18 protein-coding genes and 1 riboswitch are annotated in these 20684 nt (G+C 37.2%); of the genes, 12 read left to right on the top strand and 6 right to left on the bottom strand.

Features of this window, described 5'->3' with window-relative positions; translation table 11 throughout:
* Positions 1–52 precede the first annotated feature (52 nt).
* Positions 53–2836 (bottom strand): bifunctional aconitate hydratase 2/2-methylisocitrate dehydratase, encoded by a 2784-nt coding sequence (locus CRS_RS16355; RefSeq protein ID WP_142725090.1) that lies wholly within the window; start codon positions 2834–2836, stop codon positions 53–55.
* A 288-nt stretch (positions 2837–3124) separates the two neighbouring features.
* Here CRS_RS16355 and CRS_RS16350 point away from each other — a divergent pair, with 288 nt between their 5' ends.
* The 9 genes from CRS_RS16350 to CRS_RS16310 all read left to right on the top strand — a co-directional run bounded on the left by CRS_RS16350 (position 3125) and on the right by CRS_RS16310 (position 13152).
* Complete coding sequence (locus CRS_RS16350; RefSeq protein WP_228451280.1) at positions 3125–3895, top strand: WG repeat-containing protein; 771 nt, start codon at positions 3125–3127, stop codon at positions 3893–3895.
* 160 nt (positions 3896–4055) lie between these two features.
* Positions 4056–4147, top strand: a riboswitch (TPP riboswitch).
* A gap of 107 nt (positions 4148–4254) precedes the next feature.
* Positions 4255–6372: a TonB-dependent receptor gene (locus CRS_RS16345; RefSeq protein WP_142725088.1), complete on the top strand. Its 2118-nt coding sequence runs from the start codon at positions 4255–4257 to the stop codon at positions 6370–6372.
* A gap of 224 nt (positions 6373–6596) precedes the next feature.
* Positions 6597–7349 (top strand): hypothetical protein, encoded by a 753-nt coding sequence (locus tag CRS_RS16340; protein WP_142725087.1) that lies wholly within the window; start codon positions 6597–6599, stop codon positions 7347–7349.
* Positions 7337–7879 carry an acyl-CoA thioesterase gene (locus CRS_RS16335; protein WP_002983813.1) on the top strand — a complete coding sequence of 181 codons (543 nt, stop codon included), beginning with the start codon at positions 7337–7339 and terminating at the stop codon, positions 7877–7879. The genes CRS_RS16340 and CRS_RS16335 overlap by 13 nt, the downstream gene beginning before the upstream one ends.
* A gap of 163 nt (positions 7880–8042) precedes the next feature.
* Positions 8043–8972 (top strand): 2-hydroxyacid dehydrogenase, encoded by a 930-nt coding sequence (locus tag CRS_RS16330; RefSeq protein ID WP_142725086.1) that lies wholly within the window; start codon positions 8043–8045, stop codon positions 8970–8972.
* 107 nt (positions 8973–9079) lie between these two features.
* A complete protein-coding gene (locus CRS_RS16325) occupies positions 9080–9436 on the top strand; it encodes a hypothetical protein (protein WP_228451279.1) in 357 nt (118 codons plus the stop codon).
* Positions 9437–9595: 159 nt separating this feature from the next.
* Positions 9596–10858: a serine hydrolase gene (locus CRS_RS16320; RefSeq protein ID WP_142725085.1), complete on the top strand. Its 1263-nt coding sequence runs from the start codon at positions 9596–9598 to the stop codon at positions 10856–10858.
* A 25-nt stretch (positions 10859–10883) separates the two neighbouring features.
* Positions 10884–12689 (top strand): Ig-like domain-containing protein, encoded by a 1806-nt coding sequence (locus CRS_RS16315; protein ID WP_142725084.1) that lies wholly within the window; start codon positions 10884–10886, stop codon positions 12687–12689.
* A gap of 4 nt (positions 12690–12693) precedes the next feature.
* A complete protein-coding gene (locus CRS_RS16310; RefSeq protein WP_142725083.1) occupies positions 12694–13152 on the top strand; it encodes a heme-binding domain-containing protein in 459 nt (152 codons plus the stop codon).
* Positions 13153–13249: 97 nt separating this feature from the next.
* Here the strand turns inward: CRS_RS16310 and CRS_RS16305 are convergent, their stop codons facing one another.
* The 5 genes from CRS_RS16305 to CRS_RS16285 form a co-directional block, all read right to left on the bottom strand.
* Complete coding sequence (locus CRS_RS16305; protein ID WP_142725082.1) at positions 13250–13762, bottom strand: NUDIX domain-containing protein; 513 nt, start codon at positions 13760–13762, stop codon at positions 13250–13252.
* Entirely contained in the window at positions 13759–14673 is a 915-nt protein-coding gene (xerD, locus tag CRS_RS16300) for a site-specific tyrosine recombinase XerD (RefSeq protein WP_142725081.1), read from the bottom strand. The genes CRS_RS16305 and xerD overlap by 4 nt, the downstream gene beginning before the upstream one ends.
* Positions 14674–14679: 6 nt before the next feature.
* Positions 14680–15102: a dCMP deaminase family protein gene (locus tag CRS_RS16295; RefSeq protein ID WP_002983800.1), complete on the bottom strand. Its 423-nt coding sequence runs from the start codon at positions 15100–15102 to the stop codon at positions 14680–14682.
* Between the two features lie 39 nt (positions 15103–15141).
* The gene (locus tag CRS_RS16290; RefSeq protein WP_142725080.1) at positions 15142–15909 is read right to left on the bottom strand and encodes an enoyl-CoA hydratase/isomerase family protein; all 768 of its coding nucleotides are present in this window, start codon (positions 15907–15909) and stop codon (positions 15142–15144) included.
* A gap of 105 nt (positions 15910–16014) precedes the next feature.
* Complete coding sequence (locus CRS_RS16285) at positions 16015–17502, bottom strand: catalase (RefSeq protein WP_142725079.1); 1488 nt, start codon at positions 17500–17502, stop codon at positions 16015–16017.
* Between the two features lie 130 nt (positions 17503–17632).
* On the opposite strand from CRS_RS16285, the gene CRS_RS16280 reads away from it, so the two are divergent.
* The 3 genes from CRS_RS16280 to CRS_RS16270 all read left to right on the top strand — a co-directional run bounded on the left by CRS_RS16280 (position 17633) and on the right by CRS_RS16270 (position 20675).
* On the top strand, positions 17633–18583 hold the full coding sequence (locus CRS_RS16280; protein ID WP_065396444.1) for a LysR substrate-binding domain-containing protein: 951 nt from the start codon (positions 17633–17635) through the stop codon (positions 18581–18583).
* Positions 18584–18817: 234 nt separating this feature from the next.
* Positions 18818–20098, top strand: a complete 1281-nt coding sequence (metK, locus tag CRS_RS16275) for a methionine adenosyltransferase (protein WP_142725078.1) — start codon at positions 18818–18820, stop codon at positions 20096–20098.
* 85 nt (positions 20099–20183) lie between these two features.
* A complete protein-coding gene (locus CRS_RS16270) occupies positions 20184–20675 on the top strand; it encodes a hypothetical protein (protein WP_142725077.1) in 492 nt (163 codons plus the stop codon).
* The last annotated feature ends 9 nt before the right edge of the window (positions 20676–20684 follow it).

Genomic DNA, 20684 nt, shown 5'->3' with positions numbered 1-20684 from the left:
ATCTTTCAATTATATAGTTTTCAAAAGTCTTGCGACTTATTTGTTAATTCTCTTAGTGAGCGCTTGTACTGGTCAGTTCTTTAATAGACGGTACAAACGTTGTAAGATCAATGCCTTCAACGGCTGCTTTATACTCATCGATGCTAGGAATTCTACCGATAATTGCAGATAATACCACAACCGGAGTAGAAGCAAGCAGGGATTCTCCTTTCTTACGTTCAGAATCTTCAACAACTCTTCCCTGGAAAAGACGGGTAGAAGTTGCTAAAACAGTATCTCCTTTAGCAGCTTTTTCCTGGTTACCCATACAAAGGTTACATCCCGGACGCTCAAGGTACATGACGTTTTTGTACTCTGTACGCGCTTCTCCTTTTGGAGCATTGTCGTCGAATTCAAATGCGGAATATTTCTCTAATAATTCCCAGTCTCCTTCTGCTTTTAATTCATCAATGATATTATATGTAGGAGCTGCAACTACAAGTGGTGCATTAAATTCTACTTTTCCTTGTTGTTTTTCAAGGTTTCTAAGCATTTGAGAAACAATCTTAAGATCCCCTTTGTGAACCATACAAGATCCAACGAAACCAAGGTCTACTTTTTTCTCACCTCCATAGTAAGAAAGATCTCTGATGGTATCGTGTGTATATCTTTTGGAAACATCTTCATTGTTTACATCCGGGTCAGCAATCATGGGTTCAACGATAGCGTCAAGATCTACAACTACTTCAGCATAATATTTAGCGTTTGCATCCGGAGTCAGGGCTGGTTTTTCTCCTGATCTGATCTCTTCAATTCTCTTATTGGCTTTATCAATTAGTCCCTGAAGAACTTTATTGTGGTTATCCATACCCTTGTCGATCATGATCTGGATTCTGTTTTTTGCGATTTCCAGTGATTCGATTAATGTATTATCTTCAGAAATGTTGATCGAAGCTTTTGCCTTCATCTCAGCCGTCCAGTCTGTAAAGGTGAATGCCTGGTCAGCAGGAAGTGTTCCGATGTGAACCTCAATGATTCTTCCCTGGAATACATTTTCTCCTCCAAACTGCTTCAGCATCTGAGCCTGCGTTGCGTGTACCACATCACGGAAATCCATGTGTTCTTTCATGTTTCCTTTGAAGGTTACTTTTACAGATTCAGGGATTGGCATAGATGCTTCACCGGTAGCCAATGCAAGCGCAACAGTTCCTGAGTCAGCTCCGAAAGCGACACCTTTTGACATTCTTGTGTGAGAGTCACCACCAATAATGATAGCCCACTCGTCTACAGTGATATCGTTAAGAACTTTGTGGATAACATCAGTCATGGCATGGTATTCACCTTTCGGGTCACGGGCTGTAATCAGACCGAACTCATTCATGAATTTCATCAGCTTCGGAATATTAGCCTGAGCTTTTTTGTCCCAAACAGAAGCGGTGTGGCATCCGGACTGGTAAGCTCCATCTACAGTAGGGGAGATTACGGTTGCAGCCATAGATTCCAATTCCTGAGCAGTCATCAAACCTGTGGTATCCTGTGAACCTACAATATTTACTTTTACACGAACATCTGAACCTGCGTGTAATACTTTTCCTGGAGTGACTCCAACAGCATTTCTGTTGAAGATCTTTTCTACAGCGGTAAGCCCCTGTCCTTCGTGAGAAATTTCTTTTGATGGAGCAAAAACAGAAGGTGCTTCAATTCCTAAAAGCTGAGCGGCAAATGTCTGTAGCTTCTTACCGAATACAATGGCATAAGAACCACCCGCTCTGATGAATTCCATCTTCTGCGGAGTGAAAGATTTGGCAAGGTCGATGAGTTCTTTATCTCCGTTGTATAATTTTTTTTCTTTTGTATTGATTGTTAAAACAGTTCCTGTTGCTACAGAATAAGCTTCTTCAAGAACGGGTTCACCGTTTTCGTTAAGAACAGGGTTTCCGTTCTCATCTACTTTCTTTACCCAGTTTTTAAGGTCGATCCCAATACCTCCGGTAACGTCTACTGTCGTAAGGAAGATCGGAGAAATACCGTTTGTTCCTCCTACAATAGGAGCAATGTTTACAAATGGTACATATGGGCTGGCTTGTTTTCCTGTCCAAAGAGCAACGTTGTTTACTCCTGACATCCTTGACGATCCTACGCCCATGGTTCCTTTTTCAGCAATAAGCATAACGCTTGCATCAGGATGTTGTGCCTGTAAAGCTTTAATCTCTTCCTGGGCCTGTGGAGTGATCATGCATTTACCGTGAAGTTCACGGTCTGATCTCGAGTGGGCCTGATTACCTGGAGAAAGTAAATCTGTAGAGATGTCTCCCTCACCGGCGATGTATGTTACGACTTTGATTTCTTCAGCAACTTCAGGAAGCTGGGTGAAGAATTCCGCTTTTGTATAGCTTTCAAGGATTTCTTTGGCAATTTCGTTACCGCTTTCATACGCATTTTTCAGACGGGTAGTATCTGCTTCATAAAGGAAAACCTGTGTTTTAAGAACAGTGGCCGCTTCTTTAGCAATAGCTGCATCACTCCCTAAAGCAAGGTCCAGCAGCACTTCAATAGAAGGTCCGCCTTTCATATGAGATAATAGTTCAAAGGCAAATGCCGGGGAAATTTCTTCTACTACGGATTCACCTAGAATAATTTCTTTTAAAAATTTAGCTTTCACTCCCGCTGCACTTGTTGTTCCGGGTAATGTGTTATAAATGAAAAATTTAAGAGAATCCGCTCGGTCAGGATTACCTGAGTCTTTAATTTGTGTAATGATTTCGCTTAGTAATTCAGCACCATCAATCGGCTTTGGATGAAGCCCCTGGGTTTTTCTTTCTTCAATTTCTTTGATGTAATCCTTATAAATACTCATAATAGAAGGTCTTTCAAAATTAAAGGTAGCCCTGCTTTTTCTTTACCGGTCTGTATAAATACAGTTAATGACATTTTGAGTTCTCGCATTTTGACGCAACATTAACCGAATAAAGTCAGCATAATCTACACTTTTTTTAAAAGTTTTTTAAAATTATCAAACATTTCAAAATGTTCCCAAAATTACGAAATTTTAGAATTTTATAAGGATGAAATTATTTAGATTCTTTATAAATATGAATTTTATAATATCTATTTTTGGCAGAAGTTTTGTAAACAAATGCCGGATATGAAAAATATACTGAATATTTTATGTGTTTTTATTTCGATTTTCGTTTTCTCGCAGGCTAAATCTGTGAAGAAAGGTAGTGCGAAGAAAGGAACAAAAAATACCGTAAAAAAAATTACAGAAACCAATAAGCCCAATCCTGATCTGGTGGTGATCAATAAAGATATCCCGGTTTTGATTCCTAAAAAGAAAGGCGATCATTTCGGATATGTCAACCAAAACGGGAAATTTATTATTCAGCCCGAATATCATATTGCTGTATTTTTTTATGAAGACTGTAATCTTTTGAATTCACCTAATGAGAAAGTAAGAAAATTCGGAACAAAAGAGTATGCTACAGTAGAAAAAGATATGATTTCTTACCGGATAGACCAGTCCGGGAAAAGGGTATATCAGTTCAAGGAAGCAGATTTCGGAAAATGTAAATTCGAAGAATATAAACAGCAGTTGTTTCAAGCGTATATTCTGAACGGCTTTTACGGAATCATTGAAAAATCAAAATTTGTAAATGCTGCTGATTACAGACAGTATCAGATCTATCCCCAATATCAGTATCTGTTTATTCTGGAAGGAGATGATGTGGCCAACCCCATGATTATTGCTTCCAATAATGATAAATTCGGTGTTATTGATGTTAACAATAAGATTATCATACCATTTGAATATGCTAATATAAAAAGGAATTTCAGCTGGAAACTGGGTAAAATGTTTGAAGTAACAAAAGATGGCCAGCATTACTATTATATAGATGCAAACAATAAAACGTACTAGAAAATTATAAATTATAAATGATGAATGATGAATGATGATTGATGATTGATGATTGATGATTGATTCATCTCATAACTTCTGTTTCCCGTGAAATTTTTTATCCCAGATCCCGGATCCCGCAGTCCGAATTTACATTCATATTATTTTTTGTAATTTTGCCGCTGAAATAAAGGGGTGCTTTAACAGGCTGAGATTATACCCAATGAACCTGGAACAGGTAATGCTGTTTAGGGAATTGAAAATGTACCAATGAAACAGTATAACAATATACCAATTCTCATTGCTAGACTGTTAAATTAATAAAATTGTTACATTATTGCTCGACCCCTTTTATTCATTAAATGTTAAAGATTTATAGAATGAAAGGATTATTTTTTTTAGGGCTTAGTATAGGCTCTGTAGCCTTTATCCAGGCTCAGAATAAAGATTCCCTGAAAGTAAGGGAAATAGAGGCTGTCAACTTTACCAAAAGATTACCGGTAGCCAAGGAGATCATCAATGTACAGAAAGATTTAGACGGAAAAAACCTGGGTCAGGATCTTCCTATTCTTTTGAAAAACCAAACTTCCATTATTTCTACTTCAGATGCCGGAAACGGAGTCGGATATACCGGATTCAGGATCCGTGGTGTTTCGGGAAGTGCAATCAATGTAATGATGAATGGTGTTCCATACAATGATTCAGAAAGCCAGGGAACCTTTTTTGTCAATGTTCCGGACTTAACCAGTTCTGCATCGCAGATTGTAATTCAGAGAGGGGTAGGAACTTCCAATAATGGTGTTTCCGCATTTGGGGCGAGTATTAATGTGCTTTCTAAAGATCCGGAAGAAAAGTTTTATTTTAAAACGGACGACAGCTATGGGTCATTCAATACCTACAAATATTCAGCAGAAATAGGTTCTGGAAAGTTCTGGAAAAACCGTCTTTCCGTAATGGGAAGATATACGCATATTCATTCTGACGGCTATATTGACAGGGCTTCCTCAAATTTACATTCCTATAACTTTACGGCTTTATTTGAAGAAGGAAATACAAAACTGCGCTTAATGGCCTTCGGAGGAAAAGAAAAAACCTATCAGGCCTGGAACGGGATTGACCGTAAAACCTGGGAAACTGATCCGAAATTCAATATTTCGGGAGCCATTTATGATGCCAATTGGGAAAATATTGTTGGTTTTTATGACAACGAAACTGATAATTACAGACAAAACCATTATCAGTTACTTTGGGAACAGAAATTCAGTGACCGCTGGAATCTTGAAACCACATTTCATTATACAAAAGGAAAAGGATATTACGAAAATTATAAACAGGGAAACCCTTTTTCAAGGTATAACCTTCCTGATATAATTGTAGATGGAGAAACTGTAAAATATTCCGATTTTATCAGAAAAAAATGGCTGAACAATGATTTTTATGGGGTAGTTTCCACGTTGTACGGAAAATTCGAAAACCTGGATGTGAATATTGGAGCAGTTGCCAACCAATACTATGGGAGACATTACGGAAATGTTACCGGTGTATTTTTTCCTCAGATTGATGAAAGTGAATATTACAGAAACCGCTCTGTGAAAAATGAAGTCTCGGGTTTTGCAAAAGCATTATTCAGAGTAGATAACTTTGAGTTTTTTGGTGATTTACAGCTCAGAAAAATTAACTATAATACCAAGATCCTGATGGCAGGAGATGGTGAAGGAGCCGATCTAAGTAAAAACTGGCTCTTCTTCAATCCTAAGGCCGGAGTGAATTACAAAATAGATGGAGGTAAAATATTTCTTTCCTATGCTCATGCTCACCGCGAACCGAACAGAGATGACCTGATGGCCAATAATGATGTGAAAGCTGAAAAGCTTCATGACTTTGAAGCAGGTTTTGAAAAACAGTTTGGAATACTGTCATTTACCGCGAATGTATACTATATGTACTATGTTAATCAGTTGGTTTTGAACGGAGAGCTTAACAATGTAGGAGCATTTATCAGAACAAACTCAGGAAAAAGTTATAGAAGAGGAGTTGAGCTCGGTGCTTTGGCTAAACTATCCAGGCAATGGGAGGTTTCCGGAAATGTAACACTAAGCCAGAACAGAAATCAGGACTTCAATATTCAAAATGGTGATGTGCCTAAAAGTCTTGGAAATACCCAGATCTCTTTCTCACCGAATGTTATTGCCAATGTAAGCTTGAAATTCAATCCTACAAAAAATTTCCAGTTTGCTTTAATGAATCAGTATGTCGGAAAGCAATATCTCGACAATACACAAGATGCAAACCTTCAGCTTAAAGATTATTTCCTGACGGATTTCAACGCTCAATATCAGTTTAAAATAGCCAATAATGAAATTGCCTTAAAGCTGTTGGTAAATAACCTGTTCAACAAGAAATACGTGAATAACGGATCTGTTTATGAAGGACAGCCTTATTATTTTTCACAGGCAGGAACAAATTTCATGTTTGGAGTGAGCTGGAAAATACAATAGCTGGCAAAATGATAAAGTTGCAAGATCAGATCTAGATCGATCTTAATTTACGAATCAGCCTTTTGCTTTTTATCGGTTTTATTCTTTTTAAGCTTAAAAAAAGAAGTTTAAATAGCCGTATTCCTATTTTAATAAAGAATAATTAAAAGACTGTTTCGGCAGTCTTTTTTTATAAAGGTTAAATATCTTAAAAAGTCATGAAAAAGTTATAAATTTGCTGCCAAATGAATATTTCAGCATACATTTTAGAATACTTAAAACAATTTGGAACTGCCACGGTTCCAGGCTTTGGGGTGTTTTCACTGAAAAATTCTAAGGCGATCATCAATTCCGAAAACGGAAGTATTTTACCTCCGGCCAGTCAGATTGAATTTACAATAGATTACGAAGTACAGACTGAAGATCTTACTGCTTTTATTGCAGAACATAAACAGATGTCCCTGGAAGCTTCCAAAAGTGATCTTAAAATCCAGACTGATTTTTGGAAGAAAAAGCTTCAGGCCGAACAGGTTCTTGAAATTCAAAACCTTGGAACTGTTTTCATTGAAGAAGGACACACCCATTTCAAGGGGAAAAGAATAGAATCCGGGCGTCCTGACTTTTATGGATTGGAAGAAATCAGATTTTCAGATATCAATAACGGAGAAAAAGTGAATGCAACAGTGAATCGTGAAAAGGATTTTAAATTCAAAAAAACAATTCTCTGGATTTTCCTTCTGATTATTCCGGTTCTGGGGATTGTATATCTGGCATTGACCCAGCAGGAGCTTCTTTTTGGGAAAAAATCTTTCAATAAGGTTTCTGTACAGACATCTACCCACAGAATCGTAAAAGATACGGTTAAGATGATGGTACACCCTACGGAAACACCTGTTTCAGATTCTTTGAAAAAAGATTCATTAGTAACACCTGTCGGAAAAGAAGCGAAACCCGCTCCGGCCGTTCCAAACAACACTAAGACTAGATGGCAAAAATAAAAAAAGCGTCAGAATCTCTGACCATTATGACCAATATCGTTCTTCCGAACGAAACCAATTCTTTAAGAAACCTTTTCGGTGGTGAGCTTTTGGCAAAAATGGACCGTTGTGCGTCTATCTCTGCTGCAAGACATTGCGAACGAAGAGTAGTTACAGCTTCTGTAAACCACGTATCTTTTAATCATCCGATTCCGGAGGGTGGAGTAGTGGTTTTGGAATCTAAAGTTTCCAGAGCATTCTCTACTTCTATGGAAGTATATGTGGATGTATGGTTGGATGACCCGATCAATCAGAAGAAAGTCCACACTAATGCAGGAATTTATACTTTCGTTGCAGTGGATGAATTCAACCGTCCGATTCCTATTCCTGAAATGATTCCCGAAACAGATGAGGAAAAAGAAAGATTTGCTGCTGCATTCCGTAGAAAAGAACTTTCACTGATCCTTTCCGGAAGAATGAAACCTTTGGAATCTGTAGAACTTAAAAAGTTATTCCAGGAGCCGCAGGAGTCTAAGAAAGACAAAAAATAGAGTTATATACTTTATCCATAAAAATGCTTTTAAACTTTGCTGAGTGCTAACGCCTTTGTGAGCTTAAAAGCATTTGTTTTTTCAGAAATTTGCGAACTTTGCGGTAGAATAAAAACAGTAATCTTAGGAATATGTTCCTATCTCTAAAACCATTAAATAAAAAATGAAAATACTTCTTTTAGATAAAAATCATCCTCTTATCACTGAACAGCTTTTAGCTCAGGATTTTATACTGGAAGAGGATTTTACGTCATCCTATGATGAGGTTTGTAAGAAAATTGAGAATTATGACGGAATTATCATCAGAAGCCGTATTCCATTAGATCAGAACTTTCTGGAAAAAGGTAAAAACCTGAAGTTTATTGCAAGAGTAGGAGCCGGAATGGAGAATATTGATATACCTGTCGCTGAAAAACTGGGAATCCAACTGATCAATTCTCCGGAAGGAAACAGGGATTCTGTGGCAGAGCACGTAGTAGGAATGCTGCTGGTTATCATGAACAGGCTTTTCATTGCCTCCCAGGAAGTGAAAAGCGGGATCTGGAAACGTGAAGAAAACAGAGGGGATGAATTGTTAGGAAAAACAGTCGGGTTGATCGGATATGGAAATATGGGTAAAGCTACAGCCAAAAGGCTTTCCGGATTCGGTTGTAAAGTGATTTTTCATGATATTCTTCCTGACCTTTCAGATGAATATGCCACTCAGGTTTCCCTGGAAGAACTGAAACAGTCTGCAGAGGTTGTAAGCTTACATATTCCTTTGACTTCTGAGACGCATTACCTTATTGACGAAACTTTCATTAATGGGATGAAAAACGGGTTTTATTTTGTCAATACAGCAAGAGGGAAAAATGTGAAAACTAAAAGTTTAGTAGAAGCGTTGAAGTCCGGAAAAGTAAAAGGAGCATGTCTGGATGTACTGGAATATGAAAAATCTTCTTTCGAACACCTTGAAGCAGAAAATGAAGATTTAAAATATCTTCTTGAATCTGAAAAAGTGATTGTAACGCCGCATATTGCCGGCTGGACCCATCAGAGCAAAGAAAAACTGGCTCAGTTCATTGTAGATAAAATAGTTGCTTCACATTGTTAACTATTTTAAAAAATAAAATATAAAAAAGCGGATTTACAAAAAGTGAATCTGCTTTTTTATTAACTTTCACTTTATAATAATTTTGAAAAAGCAATTAACTATATATCATGATCTGGACACCAATAACCATTGAAGAAATATTTGCAAAAATTTACTCCGCAGAAAAAGACTTCAATGGAAATCTTTTAAACTTCTGGGATTTAATCAAAATATATCCTGAAAAATGGGACGAAGTAGATTACGGACGGGAAGGAGGTGGTTTTTGGGTGGTAGGATTAATAGGTAGAAGAGTAATTTATTACAATGATATTGAAGAGGGATTTAATATTTCAGAGTATTCAACCTATGGAACAATTGATGATTATTATTGTAATCAGGATGATTTGAATGTTGCTGTTTTAAGTCTTTACGGTCTTATCACATTTGGTGGAAGGATAATAGGGCAGGCCGGTCCTCCCATTTGATTCTAAAAGAAATTTGCTTTCTCTATTTTGTCCTTTTGCAATTTTAGTTATGCCATATTTTTACTTCTCCATTCATTTATGTTAAATAATTCATAATATCCAACTCATATTTATTATTTATTTTGAGTTTTATTAAATTGCCGCTCATTTTTGAATCTCATGACGACGCGTAATTTAGTACTTATCTTAACTGTTTTTTTATCCCTGTTTTCTTGTAAAAAAAAGTCTGAAGCCAAAGAGGTTTCAGTAGAAAATACCACCAATCTTCCTAACTATGGAAACGTAGATCTTGGAAATGTTTTCACGAAAGGTGACGGACAGCTTCTGAACAGACAGACTACGGTGAGTTATATAGACCAGTATTATAAAAAAGTATGGGAAGGAGGAAATCTGAGCGGAGGAATTCTTGTTGCCAAAGGTGATGAAATTCTATACGAAAATTACAGAGGTTTCGGAAGAGAAGGAAACCAGATGCCAATTGATAAGAATACTCCTTTGCACGTAGCTTCCGTTTCAAAAACATTAACAGCTATGGCCATGATGAAGCTGATAGAGGCCGGGAAAATAAAACTTACAGATCACCTGACTCAGTTTTTTCCGGGATTTCCTTATCCCAATGTTACAGTTCAGACTTTACTGGATCAAAGAAGCGGTCTTCCAAAATACGAATATTTTATTACCAAGATACAACCGGCTCCGGCAGAGCTTTCCAAACCGTTTATTACGAATCAGGATGTATTGAATATGATTATCAAGTATAAACCGGACCTGGCAAGGGATACGGATACCGGATTTATGTACTGTAATACGAACTTTGCTTTATTGGCTTTATTGGTTGAGAAAGTGACCAAAACTCCTTTTCCTCAGGCGATGAAAGAAATGGTTTTCACCCCATTGAAAATGAATAATACTTACATCTTCCAGGAAAAAGATATTCCTACTGCTTCACAGTCTTTCTATTACGGCGGAAATAAGCTTTATCCTCTGGACAGGCTGGATCTTATCTACGGAGATAAAAATGTATATACGACCCCAAGAGACTTATATAATTTTTCAAAAGCAATGTTTTCAAAAAACTTCCTGAAGCCGGAACTGATGCAGATGGTTTTCACTCCTTACAGCAATGAAAAAGCAGGTATGAATAACTATGGATTAGGCTTCAGAATGAAAATATTCGACAATGGAGAAAAGCTGACTTATCATAACGGATGGTGGCATGGTACAAATTCTGTATTTGCTCATCTTTTAAAATCTAAAGTGACCATTGTAGCCATTGGAAATAAATATTCAAATAAAGTGTATACGGCTCTGGCTTTATCGGGATTATTCGAGGATTTTCCTTTGCAGAAAGATAAGCTTCATACAGTGATGAACGACAATAAAGATAGTTTGAATTCCGGACAGGAAGTTTTTGGAGAATAATGTTTACTTTTGCTTAAACATTTTCATGAAAAGGTTTCTTTTATTATTCATTATCTGTTTTCTTGTACACTCATGTGCAAGAGTAGGGTCTCCTGTTGGTGGGCCTAAAGATACTTTGGCACCAAGATTTTTAAGTTCAAACATTGATACAACAAGAATTAATGTTAAAAGGGATATTCGCGAACTCCGCCTGGATTTTGATGAATATGTAACATTGAAAGATATCAATAAAAATCTGATTATCTCGCCTCCTATTAAGGGAATAACGAGGATCCTTCCCTCTAATATTGCAAACAGGTTTGTGCTGATTCAGTGGACAGATACTCTTCAGGCTAATACTACCTATAATTTTAATTTCGGGAATTCCATTGTTGATAATAACGAGTCGAATGTGCTGAGGTATTTCAATTTTGCTTTTTCTACGGGAGATAAACTGGATGATCTGTACATCAGTGGTGAGGTAAAGGATGCATTAGATACTAAAAAGAAAGCTGCTGCGTCAGCTGAGAATAAACTGGTGGTTGGATTGTATCAGGTAAAAGATACCATGGATTATAAGAAGAAGCCTTATTATATTACTAAGGTAGATGAAGACGGATATTATGAATTAAACTATCTTACCCCAGGAAAATATAAAATTATCGCTTTCGAGGATGAGAACGGAAATTCTATGTATGATCCAGGAAAAGAAAAAGTAGGTTTCCAGAAAGATCCGATCAATGTTGAGAAATCGATTTCAGGATTAAATTTAAAAGTATATCCTTCAAAAAAACCTGTGAAGTATGTTGAAATGAAAGAGATCGCAGGAGGTGTTCTGATGACATTTGAAGGGAACCCTGAAGACGTAAAGGTACAGTCACTGAACGAAAAACTGAAGGACGTTAAAATAACGCACAACCCGAAATCTGATTCTGTCAGAATATGGTTTGATGCCGTAAAAGATGATGTCGGACAGACTGCTAATGAAAAACTTATCTTTACTCATAATAAAGGGCCGAAAAAAGACAGTGCCTATAGTGTTTCTTTATTTTACAAATATAATAAGAAGAATGCGATGGATGTTTTTAGTGATAACGGCGGAAGTTCACTGGCGCCAAAATCAGATTTAAAAATTGCATCCAATTATATTGTTGATAAAATTGATCCTTCGAAATGGACATTGAATATCAAAGGAGACAGTTTAAACGTTTTGCCATTCAATGCTAAAATCTCAGAAACAAATCCATATCAGATACAGATTCAGTCAGATTTTATACCTGGAAAAAGCTATGAACTTACTGTTCCTAAAGAAACGGTGTCTTCATTCTTTACAAAAAATACCCAATCAAAGCGTTTTGATTTCGATGTGGCAAAAGTAGATCAGTTCGGAAGTGTTGAATTCTCCATTTCGAATGCTCCGACTGCAAATTATTGGATCCAGTTGGTTGATTCTTCAGACAAAATAGCCTATCAAAAGTATTTGAAAGGAGATAAGGTGAAATTTGATATTCTGCAGCCGGGAGAATATATTGTGAGAATTCTGGTAGATAATAACGGGAATAAATATTGGGATGAGGCAGATTTTGCCAATGATATTTTCGCTGAAGATGCTTATATTTTCTATAAAAAAGTTATTGTCAGAGCTTTATGGGAAACGAGAGAAGATTGGGACCTAAAGGACACAAGAACGCTGGATAGTCCAAAATCACCAACTGCAGCACCTGCTTCAACTTCTGTGCCTGCTCCTTCTTCTACATCAACAACTCAGCTGCCTGCTGAATCTGCGACAACAAAACAGTTATTGAAGAAAGAATTTAAATCCGGCAATGCCGTTTTAACTCCGGCAAAATAAACAGATGAAGACCGCTAAGAAAATACTATTCTGGACATTGGTCGCGTTTGCACTGATTCAGTTTTTTCCTGTTGACAGAGTTAATAAACCTGTTGATCCTGCTGTAAATTTTGTAGATGCGAGAAAATCACCGGAAAAGATCAGAACACTGCTTAAAAATGCTTGTTATGACTGTCATTCCAATGAAACAGTTTATCCTAAATATGCATTTATTGCTCCTGTTTCGTGGTCGGTAAAAAGCCACGTGAATGAAGGCAGGGAGCATCTTAATTTTTCTGTTTGGGGAAGCTATAATAAGGATTTGAAAAAGAATATGCTTACTCAAGCTGTTCAAACGATCCAGAACAGGACAATGCCAATGCCCGGTTATATAGTTTACCACAGAGAAGCTAATCTTTCAGAAGCAGAAAGAGCATTGCTGATTCAGTATTTTGAAGAAATACTGACTGCCAAAACATATTAATTTCTACAATAAAAAACTCCCGCAGACTTTACAAACTAAACAGATGGTTTAAAATATCTGTTGATCTGTAAAGTCTGCGGGAGAATTTTTACAAAAATTATTTTTTTAAATAGTCCTCAAAAAATCTCTTCTGAGAATCAAAAGCAATATCTTCAAGATCCAGATCCTGTAAGGGAATCCAAACCGCTTCTGAGATCTCGGAGAGTTCGAGACTTACCTTAAATTTTTCCGAAACATTGTACTCATAAAAGAGATCGATTGTATTGTAATCAATTTCCTTATATTGATAGATATTAGGAAGGCTGGTAAGGTATTTCAGATTAGAAATATCAATATCAAGCTGAAGTTCTTCAAAAAGTTCTCTTCTACAGGTTTCCTCTGCACTTTCTTTAGGGTCGACAAATCCTCCCGCAAGATCGAGTTTCCCTTTTTTAGGATCTCTGTTTCTTCTGGTAAGATAAATTTCGTCTCCGTATCTGATGACTACTGCTACAGCACCTGCCACATTATTATACAAAGTAAAACCGCATTCCGGGCAGCTCCATTTCTTTTCACCATCCCAGTGTAAGGACTCTTTGCCACAGCTTGGACAATATTTCAATACTTTCATTGAGCGATATTAATATTTCTCGGGTGATAACTCAAAATAACATCCCTTAATTCTTCAGTTTTCAGGTGCGTATAGATCTCTGTCGTTGTAATGCTGGAATGGCCCAGCATTTCCTGAATATAACGTAAATCTGCTCCATTCTGCAATAAATGCGTAGCAAACGAATGCCTGAATGTGTGTGGAGATATTTTTTTGTTAACCCCTGCTTTATCTGTAAGTTCTTTAATGATAAGAAATACGATTACTCTGGACATAGAAGTCCCGCGGCTGTTCAAAAACAGAGTGTCTTCATATTTCTTATTGATTTTACCCTTAGAACGCACCTCTTTGATATAGCTTTCGAGCAGATCAGCGGTATAGTCGGCCAAAGGAACAAAACGGGCTTTGTTTCCTTTTCCGTGTACCTTGATGTATTGCTCTTTAAAGTTGATATTGGAGATCTTCAGATCAATCAGTTCAGAAACACGTAGTCCGCAGCCATATAGTACCTCTATGATGCATTGGTTTCTTTTTCCGAGATCTGTATTGACCTCAATAGCAGCAATAATTTTGTTGATATCAGGCAGGCTTAAAGTGTCCGGTAGGTATAGCCCCAGTTTAGGGCCTTCAAGTAGTGCCGCAGGATTGTCCTCACGATATTCATCCTCAAGCAGAAATTTGAAAAAGGCTTTGATGGAGGATATCCATCTCGCTTGTGATCTCTCACTGAATTTCTGTTTGGAAAGATTGAAAATGTATTCCTGCAGGTTTTCGTAGCCGATAGAGTCCGGACCGACATTTTCCAGATCCTCTTCTGCGTAATCTTTTAATTTTTTAATGTCCCGAACGTAGGCGTCGAGTGTGTTTTCTGAAAAATTTCTTTCGAAACGAAGAAATATTTCAAAATCTTTGATCTTTTCATCCCAAGTCATTTGTGCTTATTTTTTTAGTTCACAGTCCGATATTTGTTCTATTTCAATATTATGGTTTCTCAGGAACGATATACCATCGTCATCCGAATACTCATTAATATACACCAGTCTCGTAATTCCTGCCTGTAAAATCAGCTTGCTGCATTCTTTACAGGGTGACAGCGTCAGATATAACGTTGCCCCTTTTGCAGATTGTGTGGAAGCAGCCAGCTTTAATATAGCATTGGCTTCCGCATGTAATACGTACCAGTGTGTTTTTCCCTCTTCATCTTCACAGCAGTTTTCGAATCCCGAAGGAGTTCCGTTGTAACCATCTGAAATAATCATCCTATCTTTTACGATAAGAGCTCCTACCTGTTTTCTCTTACAGTAGGAGAGTTTTGCCCATTCCTGAGCCATTTTTAGATAAGCTTTATCAAACTTATTCATACCACAGCATTGTTTTTTCGAAATAATTTGGATTAAAATCTAGAAGTTCGGCTTTCTTTTCTCCAGGAAAGCAGTTACTCCTTCTTTCTTATCTTCCATATCAAAAAGTTCACCGAAATACTTGATTTCAGTTTCAAAACCTTTTTCTGTGTCAGATAAATTCACGGCGTTGATAGCCTTAGATATTGCCATTGGTGAGTTGTGGGCAATCGTGTTTGCTAATTCTTTCGTTTGGGTTAATAATTCTTCTATAGGGTATACTTCATTGACCAGTCCGATCTCTTTTGCTTTTTGAGCAGGGATCATTTTGGCAGAGAAGATCATTTCATTGGCAATACCTTTTCCGACAAGTTTGGGAAGCCTTTGGGTTCCTCCATAACCCGGAATTAATCCGAGCGTTACTTCAGGAAGTCCTAATCTGGCGTTTTCCGATGCATATCTGATGTGGCATGCCATAGCAAGCTCTAAACCTCCTCCTAATGCAAAACCGTTCACGGCCGCAATGACAGGTTTAGACATGTTTTCAATTTTGTTGAACAACTTATTTTGTCCGTTTCTCGCAAGTTCTTCAGCTTTTTCCTGTCCGAAATCACTGAATTCCTTGATATCAGCTCCCGCTACGAAGGATTTTTCTCCACTTCCGGTAAGGATGATCACCCTACAGGAAGTATCAGTGTCAAGCTCGTCCAATGCGGTACTGATTTCCTGAATTGTTTTTGCGTTTAAGGCATTTAAACTTTCAGGTCTGTTTATGGTAATGATAGATAATTTATCTTCTTTTTTTAATAATATGTTCTCGTAACTCATTTTTCCACTTTAAAATATCATCCTTTGCAAATTATGAATTTTTTACAAAAAAAAGGAAAAAATATTATTTTTTTTTCCTTTTTTTTAATTTATCGTTCAATATGATTATTTGGAATGATTCATCATATTTGCATCAATATTGACATTTAGCTGAGAAGCTACTTTCATGCCAAGCTCAATGTTGGCACGGAAAAAATGACACAGTTGACGGTTAATAATCTCGTCTTTTTTAGGTCCGCTTATGCCACTCATACTGCCTACTATATTTTTGATCAGATGATCTCTGTCTTCTGCATTCATTGCTTTTGAGTAAAGCAGCCCCGGCTGTGTATAATGATCACTGTCGTTGTCATTTCTGTTGTAACTGGCAACATGAGCACTGTCTAGCTCATACTCAAAGTTTTTGTAGGATGGGTCAGGTTTGATATCATCAAAACTGTTCGGATGATAATTCGGTTTGTCCTGATAGGAGCTTGAGTCTGCCATATAACCATCTCTCTGATAATTGTTGACTGCAAAAGGACATCTGTTCACTTCCAGCTGATGTGAATTGACCCCCACTCTGTACCGGTGCGCGTCAGGATAAGAGAATAATCTTCCCTGCAGCATTTTGTCCGGTGAAAAGCTGATCCCGTTAATCAGGCTGCTGGGTGAAAAAGTAGACTGCTCCACATGGGCAAAGTAGTTGACAGGGACTTCGTTAAGTTCCATTTCTCCTACTTCAATTAAAGGGAAATCATCATGGAACCATACTTTGGTAACATCAAAAGGATTCCATCTGAAATCTTTGGCCTGTTCTTCTGTCATTACCTGAATATACATCGTCCACTTCGGGAAATTTCCGCTTTCAATAGCATTGCAAAGATCTTCCTGTGCAAAATCAGGGTTTTCCCCAGCCATTTTTACTGCTTCTTCATCGGTGAAGTTTTTGACTCCCTGCTTTGTTTTAAAATGGAATTTTACCCATACTCTTTCATTTTTATCATTGATCATGGAGAAAGTGTGGGAGCCGAATCCGTGCATATGACGGTATCCGTATGGAGTTCCTCTGTCAGACATTAATATAAGAACCTGATGAAGCGATTCCGGATTTAAACTCCAGAAATCCCACATCATCGTTGCGCTTTTTAAATTGGTTTTTGGAACCCTTTTTTGAGTGTGAATAAAATCAGGAAATTTTTTAGCATCTTTAATAAAGAATACAGGTGTATTGTTTCCTACAAGATCCCAGTTTCCGTCTTCAGTATAAAACTTTAAGGCAAAACCTCTCGGGTCTCTTGCGGTATCTGCGCTTCCTTTCTCGCCGCCCACAGTAGAAAATCTTGCAAACATTCTGCATGAATTTCCCACTTTTGAAAACAGCTTTGCTTTCGTGTACTGGCTGATGTCATGGGTTACAGTAAATGTGCCGTATGCTCCGCTTCCTTTGGCATGCACAATCCTTTCAGGAATTCTTTCCCTAACGAAATGTGCAAGATTTTCCTGAAGAATAAAGTCCTGCAGTAATACCGGGCCTCTTGGTCCTACCGTCTGTGAATCCTGATGTTCAAAATAAGGTGCTCCGTTACTTAACGTTAATTTTTTAGAATCCATATAATTGATGATTTGAATAATTGTTCTTTTTCTAAATCCAAGTGTAAAGGTAGTGAATATCAAATTTACTTGAATTTTTAATTGCTAATAGCAAAAACGTTATATCTTTGTAATAGATAATATTAATCAAATGAACATTCAGCAACTGGAGTATCTTATCGCTGTTGATAAGTATAAACATTTTGGTAAAGCCGCTCAGGCGTGTTTTATTACCCAACCTACGTTAAGTGCCATGATACAGAAATTTGAGGATGAACTGGATGTGAAGGTTTTCGACAGGACGACTCACCCGATCCGTACTACAGATGTAGGTCTTCAGATTATTGATCAGGCAAAAGTAATTATCGAGTCTGTGAATGAGTTGAAAAACAAGGCTAACCTGTTGAATAATATTTTAGGAGGAACCATTAACCTGGGAATCATTCCTACAGTTTCTTCTTTCATACTGCCTACGGAAATCTTCAAGTTTCTTGAAGAAAATCCAAAAATCCAGATGAATGTAAAAGAAATGACTACGGATAATATTATTAAAGCTCTAAAAGCGGGAGAACTGGATGCGGGAATTATCTCTACTCCTTATGATACGGCTGACGAGTTTTACCAGGATTTCTTATTCAATGAAGAGCTGATGATTTACAGTTCCAATACGGAAGCCAATAAAAAGAATTCTTATATCATTCCTGAAGAACTGAATGTAGAGAAAGTATGGCTTCTTGAAGAAGGAAACTGTCTTAGAAATCAGTTTGAGAATATCTGCCATCTGAAGGAAAATACATTGAAACCCAAAAATCTGGATTTCCTTGCTTCCAATATTCAGACTTTAGTACATATGGTAGATAAGGTAGGGGGAATCAGTATTCTGCCTGAGCTTGCATTGAGCCAGCTTTCTGAGGAACAGAAGAAAAATGTTTTCAGATTCAAAAAACCTTTCCCTTATCGTGAAATCAGTATTATTTACTATAAGCCAACCTTTAAGCAAAAAATCATTGATGAATTATCACATTCCATCAAAAATTCTTTAGAACTTAAGCTGAATTATCACGAAAGTCCAAAAGAGTTTGTAAGCATTAAGCCACAGTAATAAGAATGCCTTAAAGTGATAGAAATCATCAATTTAAATAAAAGCATAATTAGTAAACAAAATTTTTGAGTATTACGAAAATAGTACTTAAATTTGCTGACGTTTATTACGAGGAAAAATTTGACCTGATTGCAACCTCTATAAAAAAATGCTAAAACAGTATTCTTTTTTCTGGGCAATTTCATTCATATTTTTCGCAAACAAAATTTTAAATCTTTAAAACAAAAGAATTATATGTCTTATTTATTTACATCTGAATCAGTTTCAGAAGGACATCCGGATAAAATTGCCGATCAAATTTCCGATGCATTAATTGACCATTTCTTAGCATATGATAAAGATTCAAAAGTAGCATGTGAAACTCTTGTAACTACCGGACAGGTGGTATTGGCAGGAGAAGTAAAATCAGATGCTTATCTTGATGTACAGACCATTGCCAGAGAAGTAATCAACGGAATTGGATACACAAAAGGAGAATATATGTTCAATGGAGATTCTTGCGGGGTGATCTCTGCAATCCATGAGCAGTCACCTGACATCAACCAGGGGGTTGACAGAGCCGTAAATGACGAATCTTTCGAAGCTAAAGCGAATGCACAGGGTGCCGGAGATCAGGGAATGATGTTTGGATATGCCACTAATGAGACGGCTAATTATATGCCTCTTGCGTTGGATCTTGCCCATACGATCCTGAAAGAACTTTCTGCCATCAGAAGAGAAAATAAAGAGATTACTTACCTTCGTCCTGATGCAAAAAGCCAGGTTACTATTGAGTATTCTGATGATCACAAACCTATCAGAATTGATTCTATCGTAGTGTCTACTCAGCATGATGACTTCGGAACAGAAGAAGAAATGCTGAATAAGATCCGTGAGGATATTAAAAATATTCTGGTTCCAAGAGTCGTTGCTCAGCAAACAGAGGAAATCAAAGCTTTATTTAATGATCAGATCAAATATCACATTAATCCTACAGGAAAATTCGTCATCGGAGGACCTCACGGAGATACTGGTCTTACAGGAAGAAAAATCATCGTTGATACATACGGAGGCAAGGGAGCCCACGGTGGTGGGGCCTTCTCAGGAAAAGATCCGTCTAAAGTAGACAGAAGTGCTGCTTATGCAACAAGACATATTGCTAAAAACTTAGTAGCTGCAGGAGTTGCTGATGAAGTTTTGGTACAGGTTTCTTATGCAATTGGGGTAGCTGAACCTTGTGGTTTATATATCAACACCTACGGAACTGCAAAAGTAGATCTTCATGACGGTGAAATTGCTAAAAAAGTTTCTGCCATCTTTGATTTAAGGCCTTATGCTATTGAGCAGAACTTAAAACTGAGAAACCCTATCTATCAGGAAACAGCATCTTACGGGCACATGGGGAAAGAACACTATGTAGCTGATAAAACTTTCAATAAAGGGCATAAAAATGAGCTTACACTCAAAGGCCTTGAGTTTTTTACTTGGGAGAAATTAGACAAAGTAGAGGAAATTAAAGCCGCTTTCGGAATTTAATTTTCCCTTTAAAGAATAATAATGAACTGCTTTATCTTTCGATAAGGCAGTTTTTTTTAATTTTACACCTTAATAATATAGAAAGATGATGAATTTTCGAACTGTAGTTGCCATCCTGTCCCTGTCTTTGCTAAGTACGTTGGTAAAAGCTCAATATACCATGCACAAAATGATCACTGTGGGGTATACTTATCAGAATCAAAGTTTTGGCGAAGTAGGAGGTAAATTGCTTTTCCTTAAAAATGATGATGTGATTTACAGATTGGGAGGATCTGCCCTGATGGGGTCTGTGGATTCCAGATTTGCTGTTATGCCAAAGCTGCAGGCTGATGTTTTACTTAATTTTGAAAAGAATGTGGATTTCTACCACTCATATTATTTTCTAGCGGGAGTGGAAGGTACCAATAAATACATTGCCCCTAAGATAGGGGTCACCTTATTTGGAATGCTGGATCTTACAGGGGGATATGCTTTTCCTGTCGGAGACACCCGATTAAACGGAAAAGAAATGAAAGGCTTGAATATTAATTTTACATTAAATATCCCTACGGTCTTCATTCATGACATGTTTAAGTGATTTTTTTTA

It is taken from the genome of Chryseobacterium sp. ON_d1 (assembly GCF_006829085.1).
In the GTDB taxonomy this organism is placed as follows: Bacteria; Bacteroidota; Bacteroidia; order Flavobacteriales; family Weeksellaceae; genus Chryseobacterium.
Note: the sequence above shows the minus strand (reverse complement) of the source record. Positions and strands in the feature narration are given on the sequence as shown.